At 69.6% G+C, this 25,109-nt stretch carries 26 protein-coding genes; 7 read left to right on the top strand and 19 right to left on the bottom strand.

What is annotated here, in order from left to right; translation table 11 throughout:
• Nucleotides 1–5 precede the first annotated feature (5 nt).
• The 7 genes from KBI44_01120 to KBI44_01090 all read right to left on the bottom strand — a co-directional run bounded on the left by KBI44_01120 (nt 6) and on the right by KBI44_01090 (nt 4,583).
• A complete protein-coding gene (locus tag KBI44_01120) occupies nt 6–230 on the bottom strand; it encodes a hypothetical protein (protein MBP9143058.1) in 225 nt (74 codons plus the stop codon).
• Nucleotides 231–446: 216 nt separating this feature from the next.
• Nucleotides 447–1,316, bottom strand: coding sequence for an SPFH domain-containing protein (locus tag KBI44_01115; GenBank protein MBP9143057.1), 870 nt, complete (start codon nt 1,314–1,316; stop codon nt 447–449).
• Between the two features lie 118 nt (nt 1,317–1,434).
• Nucleotides 1,435–1,857, bottom strand: coding sequence for a biopolymer transporter ExbD (locus tag KBI44_01110; protein ID MBP9143056.1), 423 nt, complete (start codon nt 1,855–1,857; stop codon nt 1,435–1,437).
• Nucleotides 1,858–1,882: 25 nt separating this feature from the next.
• Complete coding sequence (locus KBI44_01105) at nt 1,883–2,323, bottom strand: biopolymer transporter ExbD (protein ID MBP9143055.1); 441 nt, start codon at nt 2,321–2,323, stop codon at nt 1,883–1,885.
• The gene (locus KBI44_01100) at nt 2,301–2,969 is read right to left on the bottom strand and encodes a MotA/TolQ/ExbB proton channel family protein (protein MBP9143054.1); all 669 of its coding nucleotides are present in this window, start codon (nt 2,967–2,969) and stop codon (nt 2,301–2,303) included. The genes KBI44_01105 and KBI44_01100 overlap by 23 nt, the downstream gene beginning before the upstream one ends.
• A gap of 65 nt (nt 2,970–3,034) precedes the next feature.
• Nucleotides 3,035–3,670, bottom strand: coding sequence for an energy transducer TonB (locus tag KBI44_01095; protein ID MBP9143053.1), 636 nt, complete (start codon nt 3,668–3,670; stop codon nt 3,035–3,037).
• Nucleotides 3,671–3,767: 97 nt separating this feature from the next.
• Nucleotides 3,768–4,583 (bottom strand): tetratricopeptide repeat protein, encoded by an 816-nt coding sequence (locus tag KBI44_01090; GenBank protein MBP9143052.1) that lies wholly within the window; start codon nt 4,581–4,583, stop codon nt 3,768–3,770.
• Between the two features lie 128 nt (nt 4,584–4,711).
• Between KBI44_01090 and KBI44_01085 the strand changes: the two genes are divergently transcribed.
• Genes KBI44_01085 through KBI44_01060 form a run of 6 tightly spaced genes read left to right on the top strand, consistent with a single transcriptional unit; the run spans nt 4,712 to nt 9,356 of the window.
• Entirely contained in the window at nt 4,712–5,746 is a 1,035-nt protein-coding gene (locus tag KBI44_01085) for an FAD:protein FMN transferase (protein MBP9143051.1), read from the top strand.
• Entirely contained in the window at nt 5,743–6,480 is a 738-nt protein-coding gene (locus tag KBI44_01080; GenBank protein ID MBP9143050.1) for an RNA methyltransferase, read from the top strand. The genes KBI44_01085 and KBI44_01080 overlap by 4 nt, the downstream gene beginning before the upstream one ends.
• 46 nt (nt 6,481–6,526) lie before the next feature.
• Nucleotides 6,527–7,180: a hypothetical protein gene (locus KBI44_01075; protein MBP9143049.1), complete on the top strand. Its 654-nt coding sequence runs from the start codon at nt 6,527–6,529 to the stop codon at nt 7,178–7,180.
• A gap of 28 nt (nt 7,181–7,208) precedes the next feature.
• The gene (locus KBI44_01070) at nt 7,209–7,634 is read left to right on the top strand and encodes a hypothetical protein (protein MBP9143048.1); all 426 of its coding nucleotides are present in this window, start codon (nt 7,209–7,211) and stop codon (nt 7,632–7,634) included.
• A 32-nt stretch (nt 7,635–7,666) separates the two neighbouring features.
• The gene (locus KBI44_01065) at nt 7,667–8,890 is read left to right on the top strand and encodes a 2,3-bisphosphoglycerate-independent phosphoglycerate mutase (GenBank protein MBP9143047.1); all 1,224 of its coding nucleotides are present in this window, start codon (nt 7,667–7,669) and stop codon (nt 8,888–8,890) included.
• Between the two features lie 16 nt (nt 8,891–8,906).
• A complete protein-coding gene (locus tag KBI44_01060; GenBank protein ID MBP9143046.1) occupies nt 8,907–9,356 on the top strand; it encodes an SRPBCC family protein in 450 nt (149 codons plus the stop codon).
• 16 nt (nt 9,357–9,372) lie between these two features.
• On the opposite strand, the gene KBI44_01055 is transcribed toward KBI44_01060, so the two are convergent.
• Nucleotides 9,373–9,888 (bottom strand): macro domain-containing protein, encoded by a 516-nt coding sequence (locus tag KBI44_01055; GenBank protein MBP9143045.1) that lies wholly within the window; start codon nt 9,886–9,888, stop codon nt 9,373–9,375.
• A 231-nt stretch (nt 9,889–10,119) separates the two neighbouring features.
• Here KBI44_01055 and KBI44_01050 point away from each other — a divergent pair, with 231 nt between their 5' ends.
• Complete coding sequence (locus tag KBI44_01050; protein ID MBP9143044.1) at nt 10,120–12,060, top strand: arginine--tRNA ligase; 1,941 nt, start codon at nt 10,120–10,122, stop codon at nt 12,058–12,060.
• 6 nt (nt 12,061–12,066) lie between these two features.
• Here the strand turns inward: KBI44_01050 and KBI44_01045 are convergent, their stop codons facing one another.
• From KBI44_01045 to KBI44_00995, 11 genes are all read right to left on the bottom strand, one after another.
• Nucleotides 12,067–12,612, bottom strand: a complete 546-nt coding sequence (locus KBI44_01045) for a DUF2721 domain-containing protein (protein ID MBP9143043.1) — start codon at nt 12,610–12,612, stop codon at nt 12,067–12,069.
• A 122-nt stretch (nt 12,613–12,734) separates the two neighbouring features.
• Nucleotides 12,735–13,238, bottom strand: a complete 504-nt coding sequence (locus KBI44_01040; protein ID MBP9143042.1) for a CBS domain-containing protein — start codon at nt 13,236–13,238, stop codon at nt 12,735–12,737.
• A gap of 210 nt (nt 13,239–13,448) precedes the next feature.
• The gene (locus KBI44_01035) at nt 13,449–14,216 is read right to left on the bottom strand and encodes a patatin-like phospholipase family protein (protein MBP9143041.1); all 768 of its coding nucleotides are present in this window, start codon (nt 14,214–14,216) and stop codon (nt 13,449–13,451) included.
• Between the two features lie 101 nt (nt 14,217–14,317).
• Nucleotides 14,318–17,239: a serine/threonine protein kinase gene (locus KBI44_01030; protein MBP9143040.1), complete on the bottom strand. Its 2,922-nt coding sequence runs from the start codon at nt 17,237–17,239 to the stop codon at nt 14,318–14,320.
• Entirely contained in the window at nt 17,236–17,820 is a 585-nt protein-coding gene (locus KBI44_01025; GenBank protein MBP9143039.1) for a sigma-70 family RNA polymerase sigma factor, read from the bottom strand. The genes KBI44_01030 and KBI44_01025 overlap by 4 nt, the downstream gene beginning before the upstream one ends.
• A gap of 36 nt (nt 17,821–17,856) precedes the next feature.
• Complete coding sequence (locus tag KBI44_01020; protein ID MBP9143038.1) at nt 17,857–18,756, bottom strand: hypothetical protein; 900 nt, start codon at nt 18,754–18,756, stop codon at nt 17,857–17,859.
• Between the two features lie 13 nt (nt 18,757–18,769).
• On the bottom strand, nt 18,770–19,747 hold the full coding sequence (locus KBI44_01015) for an ABC transporter ATP-binding protein (GenBank protein ID MBP9143037.1): 978 nt from the start codon (nt 19,745–19,747) through the stop codon (nt 18,770–18,772).
• Entirely contained in the window at nt 19,744–20,643 is a 900-nt protein-coding gene (locus KBI44_01010; protein ID MBP9143036.1) for a hypothetical protein, read from the bottom strand. Before KBI44_01010 ends, KBI44_01015 begins: the two co-directional genes overlap by 4 nt.
• Nucleotides 20,630–21,625: an ABC transporter ATP-binding protein gene (locus KBI44_01005; protein ID MBP9143035.1), complete on the bottom strand. Its 996-nt coding sequence runs from the start codon at nt 21,623–21,625 to the stop codon at nt 20,630–20,632. Before KBI44_01005 ends, KBI44_01010 begins: the two co-directional genes overlap by 14 nt.
• A gap of 14 nt (nt 21,626–21,639) precedes the next feature.
• Nucleotides 21,640–24,474, bottom strand: a complete 2,835-nt coding sequence (locus KBI44_01000; GenBank protein MBP9143034.1) for a FecR domain-containing protein — start codon at nt 24,472–24,474, stop codon at nt 21,640–21,642.
• Nucleotides 24,471–25,085: a sigma-70 family RNA polymerase sigma factor gene (locus KBI44_00995; GenBank protein MBP9143033.1), complete on the bottom strand. Its 615-nt coding sequence runs from the start codon at nt 25,083–25,085 to the stop codon at nt 24,471–24,473. Before KBI44_00995 ends, KBI44_01000 begins: the two co-directional genes overlap by 4 nt.
• Nucleotides 25,086–25,109 lie beyond the last annotated feature (24 nt).

Genomic DNA, 25,109 nt, shown 5'->3' with positions numbered 1-25,109 from the left:
CCGGCTCAACCGGGTGTGCTGCGGGCGTAACTTTCGAGCAGCCCGCACTTCGTGCAGCGCCAGGCCTCGACGGGGAGCTTGCGGCGTCCCCGCATCTTCAGGAGCCCCAGGAACCAGAACTCCGGTGCGCCCTCGGCCCAGTGGCCGACCCGGGCCGAATTGTGCGCCCTGTCGAGCAGGAAGCCCTCCTTCTGCGCTCCACCGCACTTGCTGCAATGCCGCTCGTTCATGGCCTCTCGCTTCCGTCTTCCGGGAGCTCACGGGGAGGATTCCCCGGAGCGGTCGGCCGGCGCTCCCTCCCCGAATCGCGCAGCGCCCGGCGCAGCAGAAACTCGATCTGCGCGTTCAGGCTCCGCAACTCGTCCGCTGCCCAGTGCTCAAGGGCGGCGTGCAAGTCGCGGTCGACGCGGAGCAGGAAGGGTTTGCGGTCCGCCAACTCTTCCCCGTCAACCGTTGTAGAGCGTTCCCGCGTTGACCACGGGCGTGACGGCGCGATCGCTGCACAGCACGACGAGGAGATTCGAGACCATGGCGGCCTTGCGCTCTTCGTCGAGCACCACGATCTTGTTCGCCGACAGCCGGTCGAGAGCCATTTCGACCATGCCGACCGCGCCCTCGACGATCTTCTGGCGGGCGGCGATGATCGCCGTCGCCTGCTGGCGCTGCAGCATCGCCTGCGCGATCTCCGGAGCGTAGGCGAGGTGGGTGATGCGGGCCTCGAGCACGTCGACTCCGGCCTGCACGAGCCGGTCGTGAATCTCCTTGCGCAGCTGGTCGGCGACTTCGACGGTATTGCCGCGCAGCGACTTCTCGTGCTCCCCGTGCGAGTCGTAGGTGTACTGCGTCGCCAGGTTGCGCAACGCCGACTCCGACTGGACGTGCACGAAGTCCTCGTAGTTGTCGACCTGGAAGACGGCGTCGAAGGTGTCGATGACCCGCCAGACGACCACCGCCGCGATCTCGATCGGGTTGCCATCCGCGTCGTTGACCTTGAGGTGCGCGGTCTCGAAGTTCCGCACCCGCAGCGAGATCGCCCGCTTGGTCATGAACGGATTCGCCCAGCGTAGTCCTCCCCGCCGCTCGCTGCCGCGATAGGCGCCGAACAGGGTGAGGACTCTCCCCTGATTCGGCTCGACCATGAACAGCCCGGCGAGCAGGAAGACCGCCGCCACCGCTCCGACGAGCCCGCCCAAGATCCAACCGGGCTCCCCACCGCGCACACCCAGAACCACCATGGCCACGCCACCGGCAAGGACCGCCAGCAGCAGCAGAAGCACCATCAGGCCGTTTCCCGTCGTCGCTTCCCGTTCTTTCATCTCGCCCTCCTAGGCTAGCAAGATGATATCACTTTGAAAGCGCAAGTCAAGACCTCTCCCGCCCCGGAGCTCCGGGTCGGGAAAGATCTCGAAAAGAGGGAGGAAAGGGGGAGGGGTGTTACGTCTGCGGCCGGAGATCGTCGAAGACGATCCCCAGATTCTGCGCGCCGTTGTTCCGGCAGAGGTCCATGAACTCGACCACCTTCTCGTAGGAGAGCTCGCCGTCCGCAGCGAAGAAGGCGAGCTTCTTCTCGCGACCGGTCATCGCCGTCCGCAGGCGTTCGGCGAACTGGGTACGCGGCACCTCCAGCTTGTTGATGAAGGTCTTGCCGTCGGCGTCCATCCGGATGATCACCTGCTCGCTGTTCTGCGGCGGCGGGGTCGCGGACTTCACCTCCGGCGGCGTCTCCACTTCGTAGCCCATCTGCAGCATGGGCTGAATCACCATGAAGATGATCAGCAGCACCAACACCACGTCCACCAGGGGCGTGACGTTGATCTCGCTCTTGATGCCACCGCTGCTGCCTACGTCCATACTCATCGGCTCGTCCTCCGGTCCGGCATGCTCAGCCGCCTGTACTCTCGCGCTTGTCCGTCACCAGCCCGACACCGCCGAACCCGGCCTCGTTGACGGTCTGCATGATGCGACGCACTTCCTTGTACTTCAGGGCCTTGTCCGCCTTGATCACCAGCGTCTTCTCGGGCGACTGCGTGAACAGATCCTTGAAGTACGCCTTGAGATTCTGATCGGGGATCCAGACCCCGTCGATCACCACTTCGGCACGTGCCGTCATCGAGATCGTCTTCTGCTTCGACCCCTCCGGCATCTTCGGAGGCATGTTGGTCTGCGGCAGGTTCACGTCGGCGCCGGCGCGCAACAGAGGCGTGACCACCATGAAGATGATCAGCATCACGAGGCAGACATCGACCAGCGGGGTGACGTTGATATCCGACTTGACGTTGTTCTCGGACGACCCCGGTATGTTAAACGCGGACCCCAACGGCATCGCTGCCTCCATGCTTCTTGATGAAGAAGTCGATGAGTTCGGACGAGGAGTTCGACATCTCGACGCTGAAGCGCTCCAGCACGCCGGTGAAGTAGTTGAACATCCATGCCGCCGGAATGGCCACGAACAGGCCGAGCGCCGTCGTCACCAGCGCCTCGGCGATACCACCCGAGACGGCGGCGATGCCGCCGGCGCCGGAGGACATGCCGCGGAAGGCGTTGATGATGCCGACCACCGTTCCGAACAGGCCGATGAACGGCGCCGTCGTCGCGATGGTAGCCAGGGCGCCGACGCCCTTCTTGAAGTCCGAGTAGGTGATCAGCGTCTCGCGCTCGATTGCCCGACGGGCGGACTCGACCAGGTCATGCCCCGAGAGGCCCGAAGAGGCGCCGCGGGTCGTATCGAGCTGAAATTCGATCAGTCCGGCCCGGGTGACGCGCGCCAGATGGCTGGCCGGGAACTTCCGGGCCACGTCGACCGCCTGCTGGATCTGATCCTTGGCCAGAGCCGCCGTCGCCTGCTTCGCGAAGTCGAGCGACTGCTTCTTGGCCTTCTTGAAGAACAGCCAACGCTCGAGCGTCACGTACAGCGAGTACACAGAGCAGATGACCAGCGTGATCGCCACGCCTTGGGCGATCCACGTCATCGACTCCCACAGATGCATCGGGCTAAAATCCATAGCTCCTCTCCTCTTCCCTTTTCAGTTCGGTTTTATTGCAGTCGGAAGTTGACCGTCAGCGAGTAATAGACGCTCACGGGCCGCCCGTTCAACGTCGCCGGCTTGAAGCGCCAGCTCTTGACCGCGTCCACCGCCGACTGGTCGAGACCCATCGGCAGGCCCTTCAGGACGCGGACGTTGGTCACCCGGCCCTCTTTGTCGATGATCGCTTCGACGATCACCACTCCCTGGATTCGCGCTTTGCGGGCGAGCTCCGTGTAAGCCGGCTGCGCTCCACCGAGGCGGACCGGCTTGGAGATCTCGCCGCCGACCCGGAGGATCTCGTCGCCGACGCTCTGCGGAACGCCACCGACCTGCCCACCGGCGACTCCGCCTTCGACTCCGCCTTCGACTCCGCCCTCGGTGCCCTCACCCTCGGAGGCGACCTCGGTGCTGGGTTCGGGAATCTCCTCCGGCACTTCCACCGGCTGCACGATCTCCGCGACCACCTGCGGCGCCGTGACCACCTTCGGAGCCGCCGGCTTCGGAGCTGCCGGCGGGGGCGGGGGCGGCGGCGGGGGCGGTGGCGCTGCCGCCTGGAAGAAGGAGACCTGGATCGGCGGCTCTTCCACCGGGTCGATCGTCCAGTATTGCGCGGCCAGCACGACTCCGATGATGAGCACGTGCATCAGCAGCGCCATCTGGATGATGAGGATCCGGTTCCTCGGCGCCTTCTGTCTCTGCGATTCGATCAGTGCGGTTTCGAACATGGGCTCTCCCGGCGCCTCAAGAAGCGGCGGCCGTCTGGGCCTTGCGGGCGGCGACGATCGCTTTGGCCTTATCCTGGAAAATGACCGCTTCGGCAATCCACTCCTGCTGCTTCACGGGATCGACTTCGAGCTTCGCCTTCTCGCGCAGGATGAGGTTCAGATAGACCAGGGAGTCGAACGAGTCCGGAGTCATCGCTACCGACTTGCGCAGCGACTCGATGCCGGCGTCGACGACGACTCCGCGCTGCTCCGGAGAGAGCATCGGATCGCGGTAGGCCTTGTCCCAACAGGCGACGCCGACCGTGTAGTGCGACACGCCGTCCGCACGGGCCCCGAGTGACTTGACGTAGGCGATCGCCTCGTCGAGCTTGCCGGCCCGAATGAGGACCGTCGTGATCGCCTGGTTGTTCTCTTTGTCGCCCGGGTTCTTCGCCGCCTTGGCCCGCAACCGCTTGAGCGCATCGTCGAAGCGCTCCGAGCTCATCAGGATGGTCAGGATGTAGTCCTGGACCTTCTGATCTTCAGGGTAGGCCTCGGCGAACTTCTCGAACGCGCCGAGCGCCTCCTCCGCATACTCGAGGTTCTGTTTGGAGACGTCGCCAGGCCGGTAGACCGCCATCGCCGAGAGGCCGACCGAGCGCCAGACCTGCTTGGCCGCCGGATCGAGCTCCAACCCCTGCTTGTAGTACCGGATGGCCTCGCGGTAGTTCTCGCTCTTGTAGGAGGCGTTGCCCTGCTTGAACTCCATGCGCGCCTTCACCTTGCCGCAGCCGGCGAGGAAGGTGCAGAGCGCAAGTGGAATCAGTACTGCCTTCAGCCGGTCGGTTGCCATTTGAATGATCGTCCCGATGCGAGATGGTTGCCGGAGTACGACGCCCGCGCATTCTGCTGCAACCCCGTCCCGCTCCGCAAGGGGCAGCAAGGCAATTGTGTCGCATCTGGGCCGCATATGATGATTTCGTGAAAAATATTTTTTCCAGGCTGCTCTGGGTACTGTTTCCGCTGGGACTCGCCTCCGACGTGCCTGTCACGGCCGCGAGCGCCCTGCAGGAACCGGCGGAGGGGGAGGTGCCGCGCGTCGGCGCCACCACCGCCCTGCGGATGACCGGGACCGCCCTCGGCGCCCGGCTGGAGATCGAGGTCCTCGATCTCTCCAAGGCTGCTGGCGAGCAGGCCTTGAACGCCGCCTGGGATGCCGTCGTCGGTGCCGAGCGCGAGCTGCGGGCCCTCGCCGCGGCCGCCGGCAGCGGGAAGGCCCGGCTGTCGCCCGACCTCCTCGACCTGGTCGGACGCGCGAGCTCCTTCTGCACCTGGAGCGACGGCGCCTCCGGCCCGATTGGCGGGGCGGTCTATCGGCTCTGGGCCGAGGGCGCCCAGCACGGCGCGCTTCCCACTCCGGATCGGCTCCAGAGCGCGGCGGAGAGCACCAAGTGCAGCCGCCTGACCCTCCGCCTCGAGACCCGCGAGCTCGAGCTGGCTCCCGGGACCGAGCTCGACCTGCGTGGCTTCACCCGCGGCTGGGCAGTCGATCTTGCGGTACGGAGTCTGGTCGCATCAGGGGCCGCGAACCTCCGGGTGGAGCTCGGTCCGGTGGCGCGCGGCCTCGGTCCCGGACCGGCAGGGCAAGGCTGGCCCATTGCGCTGCCGACGCTTTCTGCCTCCGGCAACGCCGCCAGCCAGGTCCTCCTGCTCGACCAGGCGATCGCCGTCGCCGAACCGGCCTCGGAGACCTTCCTGGTAGGGGGCGAGCGCATCCTGCCCGCCTTCGATCTGCGCAGCGGCAGGCCGGCCACCGGCGTCTCGAGCGTCGTCGCCGTCACGACGTTCGCCGCGGATGCCGAGCCGCTGGCACTGGCGATGAGCGTGCTGGGCGCCAACGGCGGCCAGATGCGTCTCGGCTCCTTGCGTCCCAAGCCGTCGGTGCTGTGGCTGCTCGGCAGCGGCGAAACCGCCGTTGTCGCCTCCTCGAACTGGTCGGCGGTACGCAGGCCGTGACGCTGCCCGCCGTCGTCCTCGTCCGCCCGCAGCACGAAGGCAACATCGGCGCCGTCGCCCGGGCGATGGCCAACATGGGGCTCACCGAGCTCCTCCTGGTAGAACCCGCCCCCGAGCTCGGGGACCCCGCCTACGCCTTCGCGATGCACGCCCACGACATCCTGCGGAGCGCCCAGCGGCACCCGAGCCTGCAGGCGGCGCTCGCGCGATTCGACTTCGTGGTCGCGACCGCCTCGCTCCGGGATCGCCTCTGGCCGCATCCGGTCGTCGCGCCGCGTGACCTGCCGGGGCACCTCGAGCGTCATGCCGGGGGCGCCCGTGTCGCCCTGGTCTTCGGCGCGGAGGTCTCCGGTCTGACGAGCGACGAGCTCGCGTTCGCCAGAGTCCTGGTGAGCATTCCTGCGGCGCCGGCGAACCCGACCCTGAACCTCGCGCAGGCCGTGCTCCTCCTCGCCTACGAGCTCTACGTGGCACGCGGGGCGCCCGGGGCGATCGCTCTCGAACCGGTGTCGCGCGCCACGGTCTTTCAGCTCGACCATCTTTTCGGCCGGCTGCAGGACCTGCTCGCCGAGGTCGGCTTCGCGCGCGACACGACGATTCATCGGGTGGCACGGGATCTCCGCCAGTTGCTCGCCCGCGCGGGTCTCTCCGAACGTGAGGCAGCGCTCCTCTCGGGGCTCTTGCGGCGCACCCGGAACGCCATCACTCGCGTCCAGAAGCCCCCTCGTTCCTGACCCCGGGAGAGCGCCCGATCGGGACCCGGATGATAGAGTTCCGGCAATGTCCTCCTCGGCCCTCGAGCTCAAATCAGCCGTTGCGGAAAGCCTCCGGCGGGCTCCGATCGTCGCCGTGGTCCGCCATCCGGACCGCGCCGTGGCGGCGGCCCAGGCGCGCGCCTTCCTCCGCCACGGTCTCGAGATGATCGAGATCACGTTCACCGTTCCGGGCGCCGCCGAACTGGTGCGCGAGCTGCTCGGCGAGCGCCCTCCCGGGTCGCCGGTCCGCTTCGGCATGGGAACCATCACGACAGCCGCGCGCGCCCGCGAAGCGGTCGCTGCGGGGAGCGAGTTCTTCGTCACTCCGAACGTCAGCCCCGAGGTCGCCGACATCGCCCGCGCGCACGATCTCTTCCTGTGCATGGGCGCGCTCACGCCGTCCGAGCTGGTGGCTGCCCACGAGCTCGGCGCCGACCTCCTCAAGGTCTACCCGCTGCCACCAGTGGGTGGCCCGTCCTACCTCGCGATCGTTCGCCAGCCGTTGGGCGACATCGGGCCGATGCTCGCCGGCGGCGGCTTCGGAATCGAAGAGATCCCCGCCTATCGCGCCGCGGGTGCGGTCGCCTTCGGCATCGGCGCGCCGCTCCTCTCGCCGGACGAGGAGACGACTTCCAGGAACATCCGGCGCGCGCTCACCCTGGCGCGCGGCGGGCAATGAGAACCCTGAGATCAAGGACGGCCCAGCCATGAGTGACGTGCGCGAACCGCGCTCGATGCAGATCAGCTTCGACGCCACGCCGGAGATCTTCGCCACCGACTCGGCGGGAGCGTTCTCCTTTCCGATGACGGTCCACTCGCAGAAGATGATCGACACGGCGGCCTTCGACGAGATCCGCTTCGTCTTCTCCGTCTGGCACCCTTCGGGTCAGAAAGTCATCGACCTCGATCGCGCCTATCTCGAGCTCCAGGGATCGTTCGATCCCGAAGACGAGCACTGGATCAAGCTCGCGGAGATCGAGCCGGTCGTGGCACCCTACGGCGCCGGCGACACCTTCGACGGCTGGATCGTCCTCCCGATCATGGCCGGCAAGAGCTCCTACGCCCTGGTCGGGAACGGCTTCGAGCCGCGCTCCCGTCTGCAGATCCGGGCCATCGGCTACCTCGTCGCCTGAGTCCTGCCGCCACAGCTCTCCTCCGGCCATCGATGCGACATCTCGAACTGCTCTCCCGCCTGGCGCAGCCCAATGCGGCGAAGATCGTCCTGCTGGTCCTCGACGGCGTCGGCGACCTGGCGACCCCGTCGCAACCCCTGACGGCGCTGCAGAAGGCACGCAAGCCCCACCTCGACGCCCTCGCGGCGCGGTCCTCGCTCGGCCGGATCGTGCCGGTGGCGACCGGCATCACCCCCGGCAGCGGCCCGGGGCATCTCGCGCTCTTCGGTTACGACCCGCGGGAGAGCCGCTTCGACATCGGGCGCGGCATCCTGGAGGCGCTCGGCCTCGGTCTCTCCCTCGAGCCGGGCGACGTCGCGGCACGGGGCAACTTCGCGACCGCCAACGCCGCCGGCGAGCTCTCCGACCGGCGCGCCGGCAGGATCCCGACCAGCGAGTGCATTCGCGTCTGCGCGAAGCTCAACCAGGCTCTGTCCGGCCTCTCCGACTCCGACGCCCAGGTGAGCGTCGTGCCAGGCGAGGCCCACCGCTTCGTGCTGCTGCTGCGCGGCCCCGGGCTCGAGCCGGCAATCGACGACACCGACCCCCAACAGCTCGGAGTTCCGCCGCTCGCGGCGCGCGAGACGGCGCCCGGCGGCGTGAAGGCCGCAGCGCTCGTGCGCCGCGCCGTAGCCCTCATGGAGAACGCGATCGCAGACGAGCCGAAGGCCAACCGGGTCCTCCTGCGCGGATTCTCCCGGTTGCCGGATCTGCCGCAGCTCCCCGAGCTCTACAAGATGCGCTGCGGCGCCTTCGCCGGCTATCCGCTCTATCGCGGCGTGGCTGCGGCATGCGGCATGGCGGTCATCCCGTGCGGCAAGCGGATCGGCGAAATTCTCGACCAGGTCGCCCTCCACTGGCAGGCGTTCGACTTCTTCTTCCTGCACGTCAAGCAGACCGACCAGGCGGGCGAAGACGGCGACATCGACACCAAGGCGGCGGCCATCGAAGAGGTCGACGCGCTCCTGCCGCGCCTCCTCGCGCTGGGCCCGGAGGTCGTGGCGGTCACCGGAGATCACTCGACGCCGGCGCCGATGGCGGCCCACAGCTTCCATCCGGTCCCGTTGATGGTGGCGTCGCCGATAGCCTTTGTCGACGAAACGACCGCCTTCGACGAGCACCAGGCGATTCGCGGGCACCTCGGGACCTTCCCGTCGCGCGAGCTCATCGGCCTGCTGCTCGCCCACGCCGGCAGGCTCGAGAAGTTCGGCGCCTGAGGGCTGCGGCGCGCCCGTGGCCCTCACCAGCCTGCGCATCGAAGAGTCGATTCAGATCGCCGCGGCACCGGAGATCGTGTGGAAGTTCCTCGCCGACCCCCGCAGCTGGAAACACTGGTGGCCCGGCTGTCGTGAGGCCGAGACCCGGGACCGCAAACCCCTCCACGACGGATCGCTGTTCAGCGTCGCTCAGCACCTCGGCTGGATCACCTTGCGGTTCTCGGCCCGGGTCGAGGCCGCGACTGCCCCGCGGTCGCTGCACTGGGTCGCCAGCGCGGGCGGCTTCTCGGGACGCCACGCCTTCCATCTCGACGCCAGGCCGAACGGCACGTTCGTCCGCCAGCACGAGAGCTTCTCGGGACCGGGAGTGCTCCTCTTCCGGCTGGCGCGCTTCGACGTCGCCACCCGGCGGATGTTTCAGCAGAATCTGAAGGGCCTGAAGCGCATGGCCGAACGCTCGGCGTGATTGCGGGCTCCTGGCCTCAGCGGAAGCCGCGGCGCAGCTCGCGCGCGAACAGCTTCCAGGTCGCTTCGTCGAACAGGCAGACGATGACCCGCTGGAGCTTGGTGCCGCCCTGCAGGTAGCGGTGGACCTCGGTCAGGAGGATCCGTGCGCAGCGCTCGACCGGGAAACCGTAGTTGCCGGTCGAGATCGCCGGAATCGCCACGGACTTCAAGCCGTGCCGGTCGGCAAGAGCGAGCGACGAGCGGACGGCGGCCGAGAGCTTGCGATCCTCGTCGCCCTCGCCCATCTTCGGACCGACGGCGTGAATGACGTGCCGGAACTTCATCTTGCCCGCGCCGGTGATGACCGCCGTCCCGACACCGGTGGAACCGATCCGCCGGCACTCTTCCTGGACGGAAGGGCCGCCGCGCCGCTTGATGGTCCCCGCCACACCGCCGCCAAGCACCAGGTTCTCGTTCGCGGCGTTGACGATCGCCTCCACGTCGAGATCCGTAATATCCCCCTCCACCAGCTCGAGGGTGGTGTTGTTCATCGTAATGACGATGCGGTTGTCCGCCTTGGTTTCCGCCATGACTCGAGGGCCCGGGTCGATCGGTTTGACGCCTCCCGAAGGGGGGGACGTTTCGAGCTTGCGAGCATATCAACTCTGGCCGGTTCGCGCCCGCCGCGCCCCCCCAGGCCCGCCGCTGCCGCCCCGCCGCCAGCCCGCCGGAACCCCAAAACCCCCGGCAGGAGGGGACCCAGTCAAGTAGACTGACTCCCCATGTTCCGGGCCATCAAACGTCAGCTCGCCGCTTCGCTCAAGGACGAAATCACCCGCCAATTCGGCATCGACCACGATCCAGTGGCGGAGATCCCGCCTCGGCGGGCCCTGGGCGATCTCGCCTTTCCGACCCCCCTCCACCTCGCGAAGTCGTTGAAACTGAAGCCTCGCGACATTGCGACGGCGCTCGCCGCCGGGTGGCGCCTGCCGGCCGGGGTGCGCGAGCTCCGCGTCGAAGGGGCCGGTTACCTGAACCTCTTCTTCGACCGGTCGCAGTTCGCCGCCGGCCTGCTTTCCGCCCCGGTCTTCTCCGAGCCCTCGCCGCAGGTGCCGGGGGCGCCGGAGCCCGGCAAGGTCATCGTCGAGCACACCAACATCAATCCGAACAAGGCGGCCCACATCGGCCATCTGAGGAACGCCGTCCTCGGCGACCTCCTGGTGCGGGGTCTGCGCGCCCAGGGCGTTGCGGTCGAGGTGCAGAACTACATCGACGACACCGGCGTCCAGGTGGCCGATGTCGTGGTCGGATTCGTCGACATCGAACATCTCTCGGTCGCCGAAGTCGCGGCGATCCGCGAGCCGTTCGACTACCGCTGCTGGGACGTCTACGCCAAAGTCGGCAGATGGTACGCCGAGGATCCCGAGCGCCAGAAGCTGCGCCGCGAGACCCTCCATGGCCTCGAGTCCGGGGTCGGTGAACGCGCCGAGATGGGCCGCCTGGTGGCGCGCCGGATCGTCGTGCGCCATCTCGCGACGATGGCCCGGCTGGGGATCTCCTACGACCTGCTCACCCACGAGAGCGACATCCTCGGGCTCGACTTCTTCAGTCTCGCCTTCGAGCTGCTCAAAGCGACCGGCGCCGTCACCCTCGAAGCCTCCGGCAAGAACGCCGGCTGCTGGGTGATGCCGCTCGAGGGGACGCCCGAGTTCGCCGGCCTCGAAGACCCCGACAAGGTGATCGTGCGCTCCGACGGCACGGTGACCTACGTCGGCAAGGACATCGCCTACCAGCTGTGGAAGTTCGGCCTGCTGGGCAAGGACTTCGCCTATCGCTACTGGAAGGAGTCGGGACTCTGGGTCACCGCCCGGGAGGGCGCCCTCGACCATCCGGCCTTCGGCCACGGCGCCAACGTGATCAACGTCATCGACGCCCGGCAGAGCTACCTGCAGAAGATCGTCCGCGCCGGCCTCTCCGCCCTCGGGCACCACGAAGCCGCGGCGCGTTCGGTGCACTTCGCCTACGAGATGGTCACCCTGTCGCCGGCGACGGCGCAGGCCCTGGGCTACCTCGCCCCCGAAGGCGAGGAGGGCCGCTCCATGGAGATGTCGGGGCGCAAGGGGATCGGCGTCAAGGCCGACGACCTCCTCGATCGGCTGGAAGAGAAGGCGCGCGAGGAGATCGCCAGTCGCAACCGCGAGCTCGGCAAGGAAGAGCTCGCGCGGCTGGCGAAGGAGATCGCCGTCGCGGCGGTGCGCTTCTTCATGGTGAAGACCGGCACCACGCGGGTGATCGCCTTCGATCTCGACGAGGCGCTCAACTTCGAGGGTGAGTCCGGTCCCTATCTGCAGTATTCCCTGGTCCGCGCTCGCAACATCGAGCGCAAGCTCGCGGCGGCGGGGGCGACTGACGCCGTGACTCCGGAGGCGGTCGCAGCGCTCCCCGCCGGGCTCTGGAGCGACGAGCTCTGGGATCTGGTGCACGCCGCCTCGCAGGTCGAGGAGACCGTCGAGCGGGCGACCTCGTCACTCGAGCTCTCCCTCGTCGCGCGCCAGGCGCTCGAGCTCGCCCAGCGCTTCAACACCGCCTACCACCACCATCCGGTGCTGCACGAAGAGGATGCCGACCTGCGCATGCTGCGCCGCGGCGCCTTCCGCAACTTCGCCAAGGCCGCAGGCGCGCTCTGCGAGCTGCTGGGGATCCCCGAACCCGAGAAGATGTAGTCGGGTTCAGTCGGCAGGCGGAAGGGTCGGCGCACCCGGCCCGGCCGGTTGTCCCGCTTGTATCTGTTGCCGCCGCAAACGGCGCAGGTGCAACACGAACTCCATCTCGCCGTCGACCGCTTGGAGGGCGAGGCGGGTTTCGCGGATGAGCTCGATGCAGCCGTAGAACAGCACCAGCGTGCCGACGATCGCAAAGGCCGAGGGCAGGAGCGCCTCGATCGCCAGAAACGAGCCCAGGCCGATCAGCACCGTCGTGGCGACGAACAGGCCGAGCGCGACGTAGAAGGCGGTCACGGCGCGCTGCACCAGCCGGCTGCGCTGGGCCCGGACCTCGAACTGGTGCTCGATCTCGCGCCGCTTCTCCTCGGCAAACGGCGCTTCGGCCGCACTGTCGAGCTCTTCGAGCTCGCGGCCCAGCACGCGCGCCCGGTCGACGATGCGCGCCAGGCGCGAAGTGGTCGAGAACACCAGAGTGCCGGCGGCCGAGATGAGCACCGCCGGCGTCACCATCGCCGCGAGCAGCGGCCCTGTCGCCGGTACGGGGAGGTCCATGGTCTCGATCCTACGCGAGCCCGGCCCTCCTCGTGGCGCTCGACCCGGCGCTCGCCGGACGGCGCGGCGAGACACGCCGTTCGGTGGCGCCACCGAACGCCCAGGGCCACTTCAGCCCGCGTTCAGGTCGCGGCGCCGACCTGGTTGGCGAGAGCCGGGGCGCCGATGAGCGCGGTCGAGGGACGCAGGATCGACTGCAGCGTTTCGATCACCTCGGTGTGGACGGGCGCGCCCATCCTGTCGCCGGCCAGAAGGTGCGAGGAGAGGACGACCTCATCGAGCGAAAGGAGGCCCTCCAGCCTGTCGAAGGCGTCCACGACCGGTAGACGCCGCACGCCATGGACGCGCATCGTGGCGAGCGCACTCGAGAGATCGTCGCCGGGCTCGCAGACCCAGGGCGGCATACTCGCGACCTCGCCGACGCGCAACTCGCCCGGGCGACGATTCTCGCGCGCCACGGCGCAGCAGACGTCGCGGTCGGTGATCACCGCGACGACGCGGCGGTCGGCGTCGATCACCGGCAACACGCCGACGCCGGCCTCCGCCATGGTGCGTCCGGCGCTGGCCAGCGACTCACCGGCGGTCGTATGGCGGGGGATGCTGCGCATCAGGTCACGGACTTTCATCGCCATCCTCCTTCGGTGGAAGGTCGAGCGGCGCTCGCTGGGCGACGCGAGGCACGCCGGGCCGCCGGCTCGGGCGGGCTCGGCGTGCCCAGCGGACCACGAAGTCGGACGAGCCCGGAGCGGCCGGGCACCTCCACTCCCTCAGGGCCACCCGGCGCGTGAATCCAGTGTGCGCCCGCCCCCGGGGTGCAGCACCACCCCAAGGGGTGGCTAGAGAACGGCTCGAACGGCGGCGATCTGCTCGAGGGTTGCCTGATACCCGATCTCGACGATCTCGGCGTGTCGCCGGGTGTCGAACGTGGTGAAGCGGGACAGCTCGAGGGGCGAGAGCACGAAGTCCGCATGGTGGAACTTGCGCTTCGAGGCGTGGTACATGCCGATCTCGAGCGCGCGCTGACTGACGGCCAGGGTCGAATCGAGGTCGGTCTCGGCGCGCACGGAGAGCGGCGTCGCGTGGATGCCGAGGATCGTGTCGCACAGCCCGAAGAGCGGCTCGACCGGAAAGTTGTTGATGATGCCGCCGTCGATGTAGAGCCGGTCGCCGACGCGCGTCGGCGAGATCACGAACGGCACGGCGGAGGAGGCGATCAGCGGCCGCACCAGGGCTCCCGAGCTCCAGACTTCGAGCCGGCCGGAGACCAGGTCGGTGCCGGTGACGAAGAGCGGTTTGCGGAGCGCCTCGAATGAATCGTCCGGAAACCACTGCAGGAAGGAGCCGACGAGCTTCTCCGAGTCGATGACGCCCGGCTTGTTGAGCGCCAGCCGCGAGAAGCGGAACGGGTGGACGTCGTCGAAGAACTTCAGGATCTCGGCGCTGTCGCGCCCGGAGGCGTGGAGCGCGCCGACCAGTGCCCCGGCGCTCGTTCCGGCGATGCAGTCGGGCTCGATGCCGTGCTCGGCCAACGCCTTGAGGACGCCGGCATGGGCGAGCCCGCGACTGCCGCCGCCCGAGAGCACGATGCCGAGTCTGTAGCGCATGGAATGGAGTCGGACTTGCCTCGACTCTACTCTGCCGCAGTGCGGTGCGCCGCGCACCACCCCGAATCGGGGGCTCCGGACGGAAGTCCGGGCGCAGTGGGTCAGCCTCCGGGAAAGCTCCGCGCCGGCGTGACCGGATCGCCGTCGAGGATCCGCCGGCAGTCGCGCACGACGTCGCCGCGTCCGATGCGCTCCGCCTCCGGAAGGAGCTCCCGGGCGATGGCCAGGGCCTCGTCGCGCTCCCCGGCCCGGTCCAGTGCGAGCGCCAGGTTGGCGCGCTGGGCGAGGACAAGGGCAGCCTGGCCGAAGGTCTCGGCCATCCGGACGGTCTCGCGACGGAGCTCGACGGCGAGCGTTCGTTCGTCCAGGAGCTCGGCGACCCGGGCCTCGGCGAGCCGCACGACGAAGCGCGCCGACTCCGAGTCGCTCTCGCCCACCGCCGCCGCGAGCGCGGCGAGGCGCCGACGCGCGCTCGCAGGCTTGCCGGAGGCAGCGTCGACGCAGGCCAGCACGGCCGCCACCTCGAGGGCCGAGCGCTCGTCGCCGCCGCGCCGGTAGAGGTCCACCGATTCCTCCGCGGCCACCGCCGCCGCGCCGTAGCGCTCGGCGTTCAGCTCCAGCCAGGCGAGGTCGGAGAGGTAGACCGCCACCACCGAATCCACCCCGGCTTCGCGTCCGGCAGCGACGGCGGCGGTGTAACTCACCCGAGCGGCGTCGTTGTTGCCCCGCGTCTCCTCGAGATAGCCGCGGGCGCGCAGGATGGTACCGCGGTGGCGCGGCGAGCCCAGCGCGCGGGCGACCGGTTCGGCTTCGGCGATGGCCGCCTCGGCTTCCCGGAACTCACCCGTCTCGACTTTGGTGATCGCGAGATTTCCCAGCACGGTCAGGAGCTGCTCGCGGTCCCCCGAGATTCGCAGCCGCTGGATCGCGAGTTGGCCGGTCGCGATCGCCCCGGCGGTGTCCCCGCTCCAGTTGAGAAGCGCCATCCTGACCTGCAACACGCTCGCCTCGGAGGCGAGGTCGCCGACTTCGACGGCTTTCACGAGCGCCCGCTCGAGCGTCGCCAGACCTTTCTGGATCTCGCCCGACTCGCCCTGGAGGCGGCCTGCGAGCGTCATCGCCTCCGCCTCCAGCCGTGGGTCGCCCAGGGCGCGCGCGCGCGGCAGCGCCGCTTCGAGGAGGCGAGATGCCTCCTCGGCACGCGAACCCTTGCGTGCCGCCGCGGCGCGCACCACGAGCGCCGCGACCGCCGTCGCCTCGTCTCCGGCCGCTTCGGCTTCGACGACGAGAGTCGCGAGGAGCCGCTCGGCCTCCTCGGGCGGGCTGAGCCGCAGGAGCGCCCGGGCCCGCAGCAGCTGCGCTCGTCGTCCGAGCGCGCCGTCGCCCTCGCGGGCGGCACCGTCGAGCGCCGCGGTCGCGGCGGCAGCGGCGCGCTGGTACTCGGAGACCGCGAGCGCCGCGCTGGCTTCGGCAAGATCGATGCGGGGGCCCTTGCCGAGCGGGTCGGGGAGCTGGCGCAGCCGGATGAGTGCGCCCATCGCATCGTCTCCCCTTCCGGCGGCGAGGAGCGCCGCGATCAGCTCCAGCCCGATCTCCGGCCGGTCGGGGTGCTCGGCGAAGCGCGCCGACAGCTCCCCGATCGGCGCGAGCGTCGGCCGGGCCCGCGGCGCAGGGATCTGCGAGGTCTGCGGGCTCTGCTGGCCCCGAGAGACCGGAGTCCCCCGTACGGCGAGCAGGACAGCGAGCGCCGCGAGGAGGGCGGCCGCCGTCGCCACGGCGAGGTGGACCCGATGGCGTCGCGCGAGCTTCGCCAGGCGATAGGAGACGCCGCCGCGTCGCGCTTCGACCGGATGCCCCGCGAGCAGGCGCCGGAGATCCGCCGCGAAGGCACCGACCGAGGGGTAGCGCTCGCCGGGCTCCTTGCGCAAGGCCTTGAGGCAGATGGCGTCGAGGTCCCTCCCGAGGCGGTCCGCTGGATCCGCGGTGCTCGCGTCCGAAACCCCGCCCTCCCGCTCCAGCGGGCGTTCGGAAGGGGAGGAGGAGGCTCCCGAGGCGCGCCGGGCGGCGGTCGAGGGCGGCTCCGGCTCCTGCTCGAGCACCGCGCGCTCGAGCGCTCGCGCATTCCCCGAAACCAGCTGGAACGGCCGCACGCCAGCGACCAGCTCGTAGAGCACGACGCCCAGCGAGTAAACGTCCGAGGCCACCGTCACCGGGCCACCGCGGATCTGCTCGGGGCTCGCGTAGGCGGGAGTCAGGGCGCGCAGCTCGGTCCGCGTCGTCGCGCAATCCGCGCCGCCTCCAGCATCGGGATCGACGAGCTTCGAGATCCCGAAGTCGAGGAGCCGCGGGTGCCCGTCCGCTCCGACCAGGACATTGCCGGGCTTCAAGTCGCGGTGCACGATCTTGCGCTCGTGCGCATACTCGACCGCAGCGAGCACTTCGATGAAGAGCCGCAGGCGGTCGTTGACCGCGAGCCGCTGCTGCCTCGAATGCGTGAGCAGATCCTCGCCCTCGACGTACTCGAGGGCGATGTAGGCGCTGCCGTCAGCGGCCCGTCCGCCGTCGAGAAAGCGCGCGATTCCGGGGTGTTCGAGTGCGGCGAGGAACTTCACCTCGTCGCGAAAACGGCGCTCGGAGACCGGCGAGGCCTCCCGCCGATCGAGCCGCTTGATCGCCACCTGGCGTTCGAAGCCTTCGCCTCTCTGCACGGCGAGATAGACGCACCCCATTCCCCCTCGTCCAATCTCGCGGAGGATGCGGTACGGCCCGATCGCGGCCGGCAGCACCGCGAGCTCTGGCGACCCGGATGGCGTGAGGGACTCCGTCGGATCGCAGAGCTCTTCCAGGCCGTAGGGCAAGCGTTCGAACGGCGAATCCTCGCGCTCGCCGGCCCGCAGCAGCTCCTCGAGCTCGCGCGCGAGCATCGGATCGCGGTTCCCGATCCCGCGCAGAAAAGCATCGCGCTCCGCCCCTTCGAGCTCCTGCGCGCGGCCGAAGAGCTCGCGAACCGACTCCCCGGTCACGCGCCCCTTTCGAGCTCGCGCACCAGCCAGGCGCGCGCGAACGCCCAGTCGCGTTTCACCGTGCGCTCGGAGACGCCCAGGCACTCGCCGATCTCGGCCACCTCGAGGCCTGCAAAGTAACGCATCTCCACCACCTGCGCGAGACGCGGGTGCTCCGCAGCCAGGCGCTCCAGGGCGCGATCGAGGTCGAGCAGCTCCTCGGGCGAGGAGACCCCGCCAGTGGCCGCACCCGTCAGAAGGTAACCCTCCGGATCGCGCTTCGCCGCAGCGCGGGCGCGGGCGCGATCGACCAGCACCCGACGCATGCAGGTGGAGGCGAGGCCGAAGAAGTGCGCCCGGTCGCGCCAGTCGACCCGGGTCTGGGGCACCAGGCGCAGGAACGCCTCGTGCACCAGACCGGTCGCCTCGAGCGTCTGCCCGCGGCGCTCGCCGCGCAGATGAGCACCGGCGATCTTCTTGAGCTCGGAGTAGACATGTTCGATGAGGCGCTCGCGCGCCGACTCGCCGCCGCTGCGCCAGGCGTGCAGCAGCCGCGTCACCTCGCCCGGTCCGGGTCCGGAATCCGCTTCCTTCGGAGGCACGACGAAAGTCTAGCGCTTCCTGGAGCGGCGCCCGCTTCAGTCGGTCGAGTAGAGGATCTCGAGGCGCCGGGCCCGACGGGAGGCGAAAAAGAGGAGTACCGCGGCGAAGAGCATCAGGCCCAGGACAGCGAGCACGGGAGGTGTCGGCTCGGCCGGCAGCGCGAACGGGCCGTGGGGCACCGGCACCGGGCAGAGCGACTGCAGGTAGTGGATGACCGAGATCTTCTTGAGAGCCGGCGGCAGGAGGAAATTGAGCCACTCCCAGCCGAGAAAGAGCGCCGCCGGGATCATCGGATTCTTCACCAGCATGCCGAGCGCCAGGAAGACCGCTCCGTAGCCGACCACAGCGAGCACGGTCACACCGAGGTAGGCGATCGCGTGCCCCCCGCCGGGGCCGCCGAGCAGGTAGGCCCGGCCGCCCTCGGTCATCGGCGACAAGAAGGAGAGCCCGAGCTGCAGCACGACCGAGAGCGTGAACAGCGCACCACCCGCGACCACGCCCGCGATGTACTTGCCGACCATGAAGACGTCGCGGCGCAGCGGTGCGAGAAAGTAGAAGTGGAGACTGCGTTCGAGCATCTCGCCGCGAACGAGATAAGTGAAGATGCCGAAGCAGCCGAAGAAGACGACGAGTCGCAGGTAGAAGAGCTGGAAGATGACGCCGTAGGTCTGCGCGACATCGCCGGCCTGCTGCACCGGGAGCGCCTCGAATTTCGTCGCCAGGACGCGCACCGCGAGCAGCAGCACCGGCAGCAGCGCCACCAGCACGACCGGCAGGGCGCGCGGGCGCAGGAAGGTCTTGCGCAGCTCCAGCCCGAGCATGGCGCGGACCTGCCGCATCCAGCGGGGGAATCCGAGCGCGCGCGGCGCGCTCGACGAGGCACCCGGCAGCTCGCTCGGTCTGGCGCTCGGCATCTGGCTCGGCATCTGGCTCAAGGCTGCGCTCCCTCTAGCTCGCCGTCCCGGCGGGGGCGCCGATCAGGTACTGGTAGACCGCCTGCACGTCCTCGTCCGCCGGGACCACCGCTTCGATCTCGACCAGGCCCTCACCGGCCAGCCGGTTGAGCAGCAGATAGAACTGCTCGGAGGCCCTCGTCCGCACCAGCAGGCCGCGACCGTCCGGGTCGATGCGGGCTTCAACGACATGGTCCTCGGCGAAGACCCGGGCGGCCAGCACGCCGGGCCGGTCGCAGCGCACCAGCACGGCCAGCGGCCGCTCCGCGGCCATCTCGTCGCGCACCCCGGCAATCGCGCCCTCGGCGACGATGTAGCCGCCGTGCACCAGCACCACCCGGTCCGAGAGCTCGTCCACTTCGTGCAGGATGTGGCTCGAGACGACCACCGTGCGTCCGTCGGCGGCGAAACTCCGCAGCAGCTCGATCACCTCCGAGCGCGCCAGCGGATCGAGCCCGTTCAACGGCTCGTCGAGGAGCAGCACCTGCGGGTCGTGGGCGATCGCCTGCGCCAGCTTGATGCGCTGCTTCATCCCCTTGCTGTAGCCGGCGATGCGGCGCGACGCGGCGTCGGTCATCCCGACGCGCGCAATCGCTTGGCTGGCGCGCTGCACCGCCTCGCCGCGCGCCAGCCCGTGGAGCTGGAGGTAGAGATGAACGAAGTCCCACCCCGTGATGCCGCGGGGATAGGTGTCGAACTGCGTGCAGTAGCCGACCGCTGCGAACAGGCGCTCGGGGTCGCTCGGCGGGATTCCCCTCACGGTGACCGAGCCCTCGGTCGGCTGCAGGAGCCCGGTGGCGAGATTCATGAGCGTCGTCTTGCCCGAGCCGTTCGGTCCGACGAGACTCGTGATGCCCGGGCCGATCTCGAGATCGACCCGGTTCACCCCGAGCACCTCGCCGTAGAACTTGGAGACGTTCTCGAATCGCAACCCGGTCGGCGCGGCGGCGGGCGGCGCAGCGAGCGGGTTCATCGCGAAACCTCGCAGGCGCGCACCTTGCGATGCAGCATCCAGACCGCAGCGGCCAGGATGCAGCCGAGCATCAGCCAGCACGAGGCGACCGGCAGCGGATTCTCGGGGTACTCCCGCCCGAGGAAGTCGATGCCGCCGAAAAGGCTCGCCCAGATCGTCTGCACGACGTCGTCGATCGCCAGGAGCTTCCCCCAGCGGAAGCCGGCGATCTCTTCGATCGCCTTGCCGAACGCCTCGCCGAGGATGAAGATGCCGAAGAGCATGCCGGTCGCGACCGGACGCCACTTGACCCAGGCCGAGATGGCGATCGCCAGAACCGCGAGAAGGAGGATCCAGATCCACGACCCGAAGACGACCGCCGGAACCAGCCGCCAGTGCTCGCCGAGCCAACCGGTGCCGGCGAGCGAGGTCTGCAGCCCGAGGAGAAGCAGGCCCGGAATCCACGTCACCGCCGAGAGCGGCAGCAGGAGCACCAGGAGCTTGCCCAGGATGTAGTCGGAGCGCGAGAGCGGGCGCGACAGGAAGAGCGGCAACGCGTTGTGCGCGAGATCCGGCGCCACCAGCGTCGGGCCGATGAATGCCGAGAGGAAGAAGGCGAAGCTCGACTGCCAGACCAGGAACCAGAAGAACGGCTCCTTGTCGATCGCCATCCAGCTCGCGTCGACGCCGGGGCCCACGACGTTGAATCCCACCGCGGTCAGCATCTCGACGTTGCTCGCGAGGTAGATCATGCCGGCGAAAAAGAGCGGCGGCAGCAGCGCCACGATGAAGAGGAGCAGCGCCAGCCGGGACTTCCAGAGGTCGCCGAGCGCGAAGCGCGCCACCGTCCAGATGCGAAAGCGCCCGCTGCGGCGTTCGCCGCTCCAGCCGCGGTAGCGGTGGTCATAGACCGGCAAGGGGGGCCTCCGGTTTGTCTGCCGAGGCGGCAGGGACAGCGGGCCCGGCGAGGTCGCCGGAGTCGTTGGATTCCATGGCGCGCAGGAAGAGATGCTCGAGCGAGTTGCGGGAGGACGACAGGCGGCGCAGCTGCACGCCCTGCTCGCTCGCGACGGTATACAGCATGCGCACGTCGACGGTGGCGGGCAGCACGACCTTGAGCTTGCGGTTCGAGAGCTCCGCGACCTCGCAGCCGAGCTCGGCGAGACGGGCAGGATAGGTGCCGTTTTCGCCGCCGCGGGTCTCGATCTCGAGGAAGCGGCGCTGGCTGGCGCGCTCCTCGGCGAGGTTGGCGATCGTCGCGACCTTGCCGTCCTTGAGCACGATGACCTCGTCGCAGCAGCTCTCGACATCGCGAAGAAGGTGCGAGGAGAGGATGATGCGCACGCCCGACGCCGCGATCTCGCGCACCAGGCCGAGCATGCGCTGGCGCGCCGAGGGGTCGAGGCCGTTGGTCGGCTCGTCGAGCAGCAGCAGCTCCGGCCCGTGCGCGATCGCCTGGGCGAGCTTGGCGAGCTGCTTCATGCCGAGCGAGTAGGTCTCGAGCTTGCGATAGCGCGCCTCGCCCAGGCCGACGTAGAACAGCGCCTCGTGCGCCCGCTCGAGCGCCGCTCGCGGCGGCAGGCCCGAGAGCTCGGCCATCATGCGCACGAAGCGGACCGCCGAGAGCCCCGACACGAACGACTCGCTCTCGGGCATGTAGCCGAGGCGCTCGCGGACCGCACCGGCCTCGGTCGCGATGTCACGTCCGAGGACGCGCGCCCGGCCGGCCGAAGGCTCGTAGAAACCGAGGATGGTATTGAACAGGGTGGTCTTGCCGGCGCCGTTGGGCCCCAACAGACCGACCACCTGGCCGGAGAGCGATCCCGTGAGGCCCTTCAGGATCGCTCGCCCTGCCAGGCGGACTTCCAGCCCTTCGAGCTCGAGCAGTGGTGTAGGCATCAACACCCGGAACTCTACGCCTGCGGACCGGCCGGAGTTTCGTCGGTCTGCCCTGCCGGGCCTCCCGTCTCCGCTTCGTCGTCGAAGCCGCCGAGAATCCCGCCGACGGCGAGGAGACTCTCGAACGACAGACCCATCGGGCCGTGCGCGCCGCGCGTCGAGAGCGTGACGCCCTGGATTTCGCCGTAGGCCACCGCGACGGTCGCACCGCCGTCGCCGACGAGCGCGGTCAGGCGCTCGCGCTCGGCCTCCGGGATGCCACCCTGGCTGCCGAGAAACTCACCCAGAGCGCCCATCGCGCCACCGAGGTTCTGGTAGACGAGGCCCGAGTAGTGCGCCTGACCGTCGTGAGGCAGCAGGTCGAGGAAGGCGCTCGAGGCGATGAGCGTCACCCCCGCCGCGCGCTGCGCCACGGCTTCGACGAGCAGGGCCCGCGACGGGCCGACGACGAGGTAGCCGTCGATGAAGAGGAAGTGCGCGAGACCCGACCCGGCCGAGGTCTGCAGGTCGTAGACGACGTTTCCGTCGATCGCCTCCTGCGTCAGGGTCAGGGTCGGAACTTCCTGTCCATCGCCAGCCGACGCGGCCGCGGCGGCGCGATTCCACTCCTCGACCAGCGTCACCAGGGTCGACTGCAACCGGCCGGCGTCGTTGACCTCGAGCACCAGCTTCCAGGAGGGCATCGGCAGCCACGGCCCGTCGAGGGCGAAGGCGAAGTCGCCGCCCAGGGTCGCAGCAAGGTCTTCGCGCAGCGAGAGCCCGTGCTCCGATTCGAAGTCGGCCAGCTGCCGCAGGGGCGAGGACGCGGCGTCCGCACCCTCCGGAGCGGTCGCTTCGACCAGGGCGAGAAGGTCATCGAGCATCGCCGCCGGCTCCTTGAGGACGCCGCCCACCGCGAGGTGCGCGGCGGGCGAGACGAAGTCGAGCGCCCCGACAGGGGCCGGTTCGGCGAGCCAGGAGGCGATCCCCCGACGCTCCTGACGGAATCCGAGATGGGCGCGATTCTGCGTCTCGCCCGCGGCGCTCCGACTGTCGAGGATCAGGAACTCGGCGTCGGCGAGACCGAGGTGCTCGAGCGCCCGACGCGACTCCTCGCCGTCGCTCGAGCTCTCTTCTGCGACCTGGGCGACGATCGCCGCCAGGTCGACGCCGACCAACCACTCCACGCCACCCGAGTAGACCCCGGCCAACCGGCTGTGGAAGGGCGTGCCGACGAACGCGTTGCTGCCCGAGGCCAGCCCGGCCTGCACCGCGGCGAGCGGTGCCGCGGAGGGCGACGCGAGGAGCAGATCGCCGGTCAGCCAGACGAGGAGCTCGTCCGTGCCGGCGGTCTCGCTGGACGGATCGGCGATGCGCCGGATGCGCGGGGCGTCCGTCGGGTTCCCGCCTTCGGTCCCGCTGCCACCGGACGCCGGCAGGGCGTTCAGACGCGCGATCTCTTCGTCGAGGAGCGGCGAGAAGCGCGCCGGGTCCGCAACCTCGGAGAGCAGCACCGGAGCGTTGTGCGGAGCCTGCTCATCGGAATCGGCGGCGATCGCGGTGTCGATCGCGATCACGATCTCGTTCCCGAGCTCGCTGCCGAAGCGCTCGAGCTCGGCGATCGCCTGCGCGATCTCGGCCTCGTCGGCGGGATCCGCGAAGTGCTCGCTCCACCACTCGCCGAGAATCGGGTTCTCCGCCACCCGCTGCTGCACGAGCTGCCAGGCCGTCCCGAGCGACTGCGAGAGATTGGGCAACGCGACGTAGACCCCGGTGCCGGCCGGGACGAGATCGAGGAGGCGCGCCGAGGTGCGAGCCGACGCCGGCACCAGTGCCAGGTCGAGCTCGCGGCCGAGGCTCTTCAATGCCGCCAGGCGCTCGCGGTAACGCGCCGCATCGCGACTCCAGGAGATCTCCTCGGCGACCGGAACGGCGGCGAGGCGATGTCCGGTGGCGAGCTGCTGCCCGGGAAGCAGGACGGCGAGCTCGGCGCCCTGGCGGACATGCACCTCGCCCTCGATCACCGAGACGCGAGAACCCTTCGCCCCATGATTCACCGAGAAGATCGTGCCGACCACCGACACCCGGCAGTCGCCGGTATCGACGTAGAGATGGCCGCGCCGCTGCTTCGCGGCCTCGACGATGAGGCTGCCACGCTCGAGCGCGAGGATCGTGCCGTCCCAGCGCCGGCCGAGGCCGAGCTCGGAGCGTTCGGCGAGCTCGATCTGCGAGCCGTCGGCGAGCTCGAGCACCGCGCCCGAACCCTGGGCGGTACGCACCAGCTGCGAGCTCGCGATGCGCTCGCCGGCGACCGCCGGACGGACCTCGCCGTCGGCGACGACGGCAAGCTCGCCGGAGATCGACCGTACGGTCACGGACGGCGCCGCGCCGAGATAGCCGACGCCGGCCTGCCGCACGAGGAAGCCCGACAGCAACGCGACCCCCGCCAGACCGGCGGCCAGCGCCCAGCGGCGTGTTCCGGACCCGAAGCCGGCGCTGTGTCCGCGCCGGACACGCGCCGGCTCACCAGCCGCAGCCGGACGGACCGCCGCCTTCGCCTGGCGCGCGGCTGCGAGGGCCCGTCGGCAGGGCAGGCACTCGCGGGTATGGTCTTCGAGCAGCACGCGCTTCGGCTCGGCGAGGGCGCCGAGGAGATAGGCCGGCATCAGCTCGCGAAAACCCTCGCAACCGAGAATCCGGTGCGATTCTGCCTGGGCGGGCTCCCCGGAGACCCCGGAGTCGGCGGCGGCTCGCACTTCGCTGGTGAGACGGGCCCAGACGCGCTCCCCCGCCGTCTCGACGGTGCGGGGATCGATCGACTCATCACGGACGGCGGCGACGGCCTGCTCGAAACGCTCTTCGGACTTCATGACGCTTCTCCCATGAGGCGGGTGATCTCTTTGCGCAGACGGTAGCGGGTGCGATGGAGGAGGACGGCGACGACCCCCTGGGAACTGCCCAGGAGCTCGGCGATCTCCTGGTTGCCGAGGCCTTCGAAGTAGCGCAGGGTGAAGACTTCGGCGGCGCGCGGCGAAAGGCGCGCCACCGCGAGGCGCAGGGTCTTGCGGAGCTGTTTCAGGCGCCGCTCGCGCTCGGGCTCGAACTCGGCCCCGGCGAGAGCGTTCGCGGTCGAGCGCGGCAACTCCGCCTCTTCGAGCGGCGCCCAGCCGGCGCGCTGGCGCGAGCGCACGACGTCGAGGGCGGCGTTTACCGCCGAGCGGTAGAAGTACCCGGCGGCCTCCTCGCCCAGCGGCTCGACCTCCTGCCGGCGGGCGAGACGCAGGAAGACCGACTGCAGGACGTCTTCGGCGTCCATGGCATTGCCGGTGATCCGGTAGGCGGCGCGGAAGACCTTGTCGTAGTGCTCGCGGAAGAGCTCCGCGAGGAACTGGGCCGGATCGGCCGTGCCCTCCGGGGGAGATCCCCCGGCGGGTCCGAATCGAGAGGCTTCTGGGTCCTGCGGTTGCGGTCGCCCTTGCACGGTCGGTTCTCCTTCCCTCTTCAC

The sequence above is a fragment of the Thermoanaerobaculia bacterium genome (assembly GCA_018057705.1).
Taxonomy (GTDB): Bacteria; Acidobacteriota; Thermoanaerobaculia; order Multivoradales; family JAGPDF01; genus JAGPDF01.
Note: the sequence above shows the minus strand (reverse complement) of the source record. Positions and strands in the feature narration are given on the sequence as shown.

Excerpts from the sequence above, each read along its gene's own strand:
- KBI44_01050 (MBP9143044.1), top strand. The coding sequence starts at position 10,120 with ATGTTCCGGGCCATCAAACGTCAGCTCGCCGCTTCGCTCAAGGACGAA.
- KBI44_01100 (MBP9143054.1), bottom strand. The coding sequence starts at position 2,969 with ATGACGTGGATCGCCCAAGGCGTGGCGATCACGCTGGTCATCTGCTCT.
- KBI44_01040 (MBP9143042.1), bottom strand. The coding sequence starts at position 13,238 with ATGAAAGTCCGTGACCTGATGCGCAGCATCCCCCGCCATACGACCGCC.
- KBI44_01075 (MBP9143049.1), top strand. The coding sequence starts at position 6,527 with ATGTCCTCCTCGGCCCTCGAGCTCAAATCAGCCGTTGCGGAAAGCCTC.
- KBI44_01065 (MBP9143047.1), top strand. The coding sequence starts at position 7,667 with ATGCGACATCTCGAACTGCTCTCCCGCCTGGCGCAGCCCAATGCGGCG.
- KBI44_01070 (MBP9143048.1), top strand. The coding sequence starts at position 7,209 with ATGAGTGACGTGCGCGAACCGCGCTCGATGCAGATCAGCTTCGACGCC.
- KBI44_01005 (MBP9143035.1), bottom strand. The coding sequence starts at position 21,625 with ATGCCTACACCACTGCTCGAGCTCGAAGGGCTGGAAGTCCGCCTGGCA.
- KBI44_01015 (MBP9143037.1), bottom strand. The coding sequence starts at position 19,747 with ATGAACCCGCTCGCTGCGCCGCCCGCCGCCGCGCCGACCGGGTTGCGA.
- KBI44_01105 (MBP9143055.1), bottom strand. The coding sequence starts at position 2,323 with ATGCCGTTGGGGTCCGCGTTTAACATACCGGGGTCGTCCGAGAACAAC.
- KBI44_01110 (MBP9143056.1), bottom strand. The coding sequence starts at position 1,857 with ATGAGTATGGACGTAGGCAGCAGCGGTGGCATCAAGAGCGAGATCAAC.
- KBI44_01120 (MBP9143058.1), bottom strand. The coding sequence starts at position 230 with ATGAACGAGCGGCATTGCAGCAAGTGCGGTGGAGCGCAGAAGGAGGGC.
- KBI44_01095 (MBP9143053.1), bottom strand. The coding sequence starts at position 3,670 with ATGCACGTGCTCATCATCGGAGTCGTGCTGGCCGCGCAATACTGGACG.
- KBI44_01115 (MBP9143057.1), bottom strand. The coding sequence starts at position 1,316 with ATGAAAGAACGGGAAGCGACGACGGGAAACGGCCTGATGGTGCTTCTG.
- KBI44_01035 (MBP9143041.1), bottom strand. The coding sequence starts at position 14,216 with ATGCGCTACAGACTCGGCATCGTGCTCTCGGGCGGCGGCAGTCGCGGG.
- KBI44_01055 (MBP9143045.1), bottom strand. The coding sequence starts at position 9,888 with ATGAACAACACCACCCTCGAGCTGGTGGAGGGGGATATTACGGATCTC.
- KBI44_01090 (MBP9143052.1), bottom strand. The coding sequence starts at position 4,583 with ATGGCAACCGACCGGCTGAAGGCAGTACTGATTCCACTTGCGCTCTGC.
- KBI44_01045 (MBP9143043.1), bottom strand. The coding sequence starts at position 12,612 with ATGGACCTCCCCGTACCGGCGACAGGGCCGCTGCTCGCGGCGATGGTG.
- KBI44_01000 (MBP9143034.1), bottom strand. The coding sequence starts at position 24,474 with ATGAAGTCCGAAGAGCGTTTCGAGCAGGCCGTCGCCGCCGTCCGTGAT.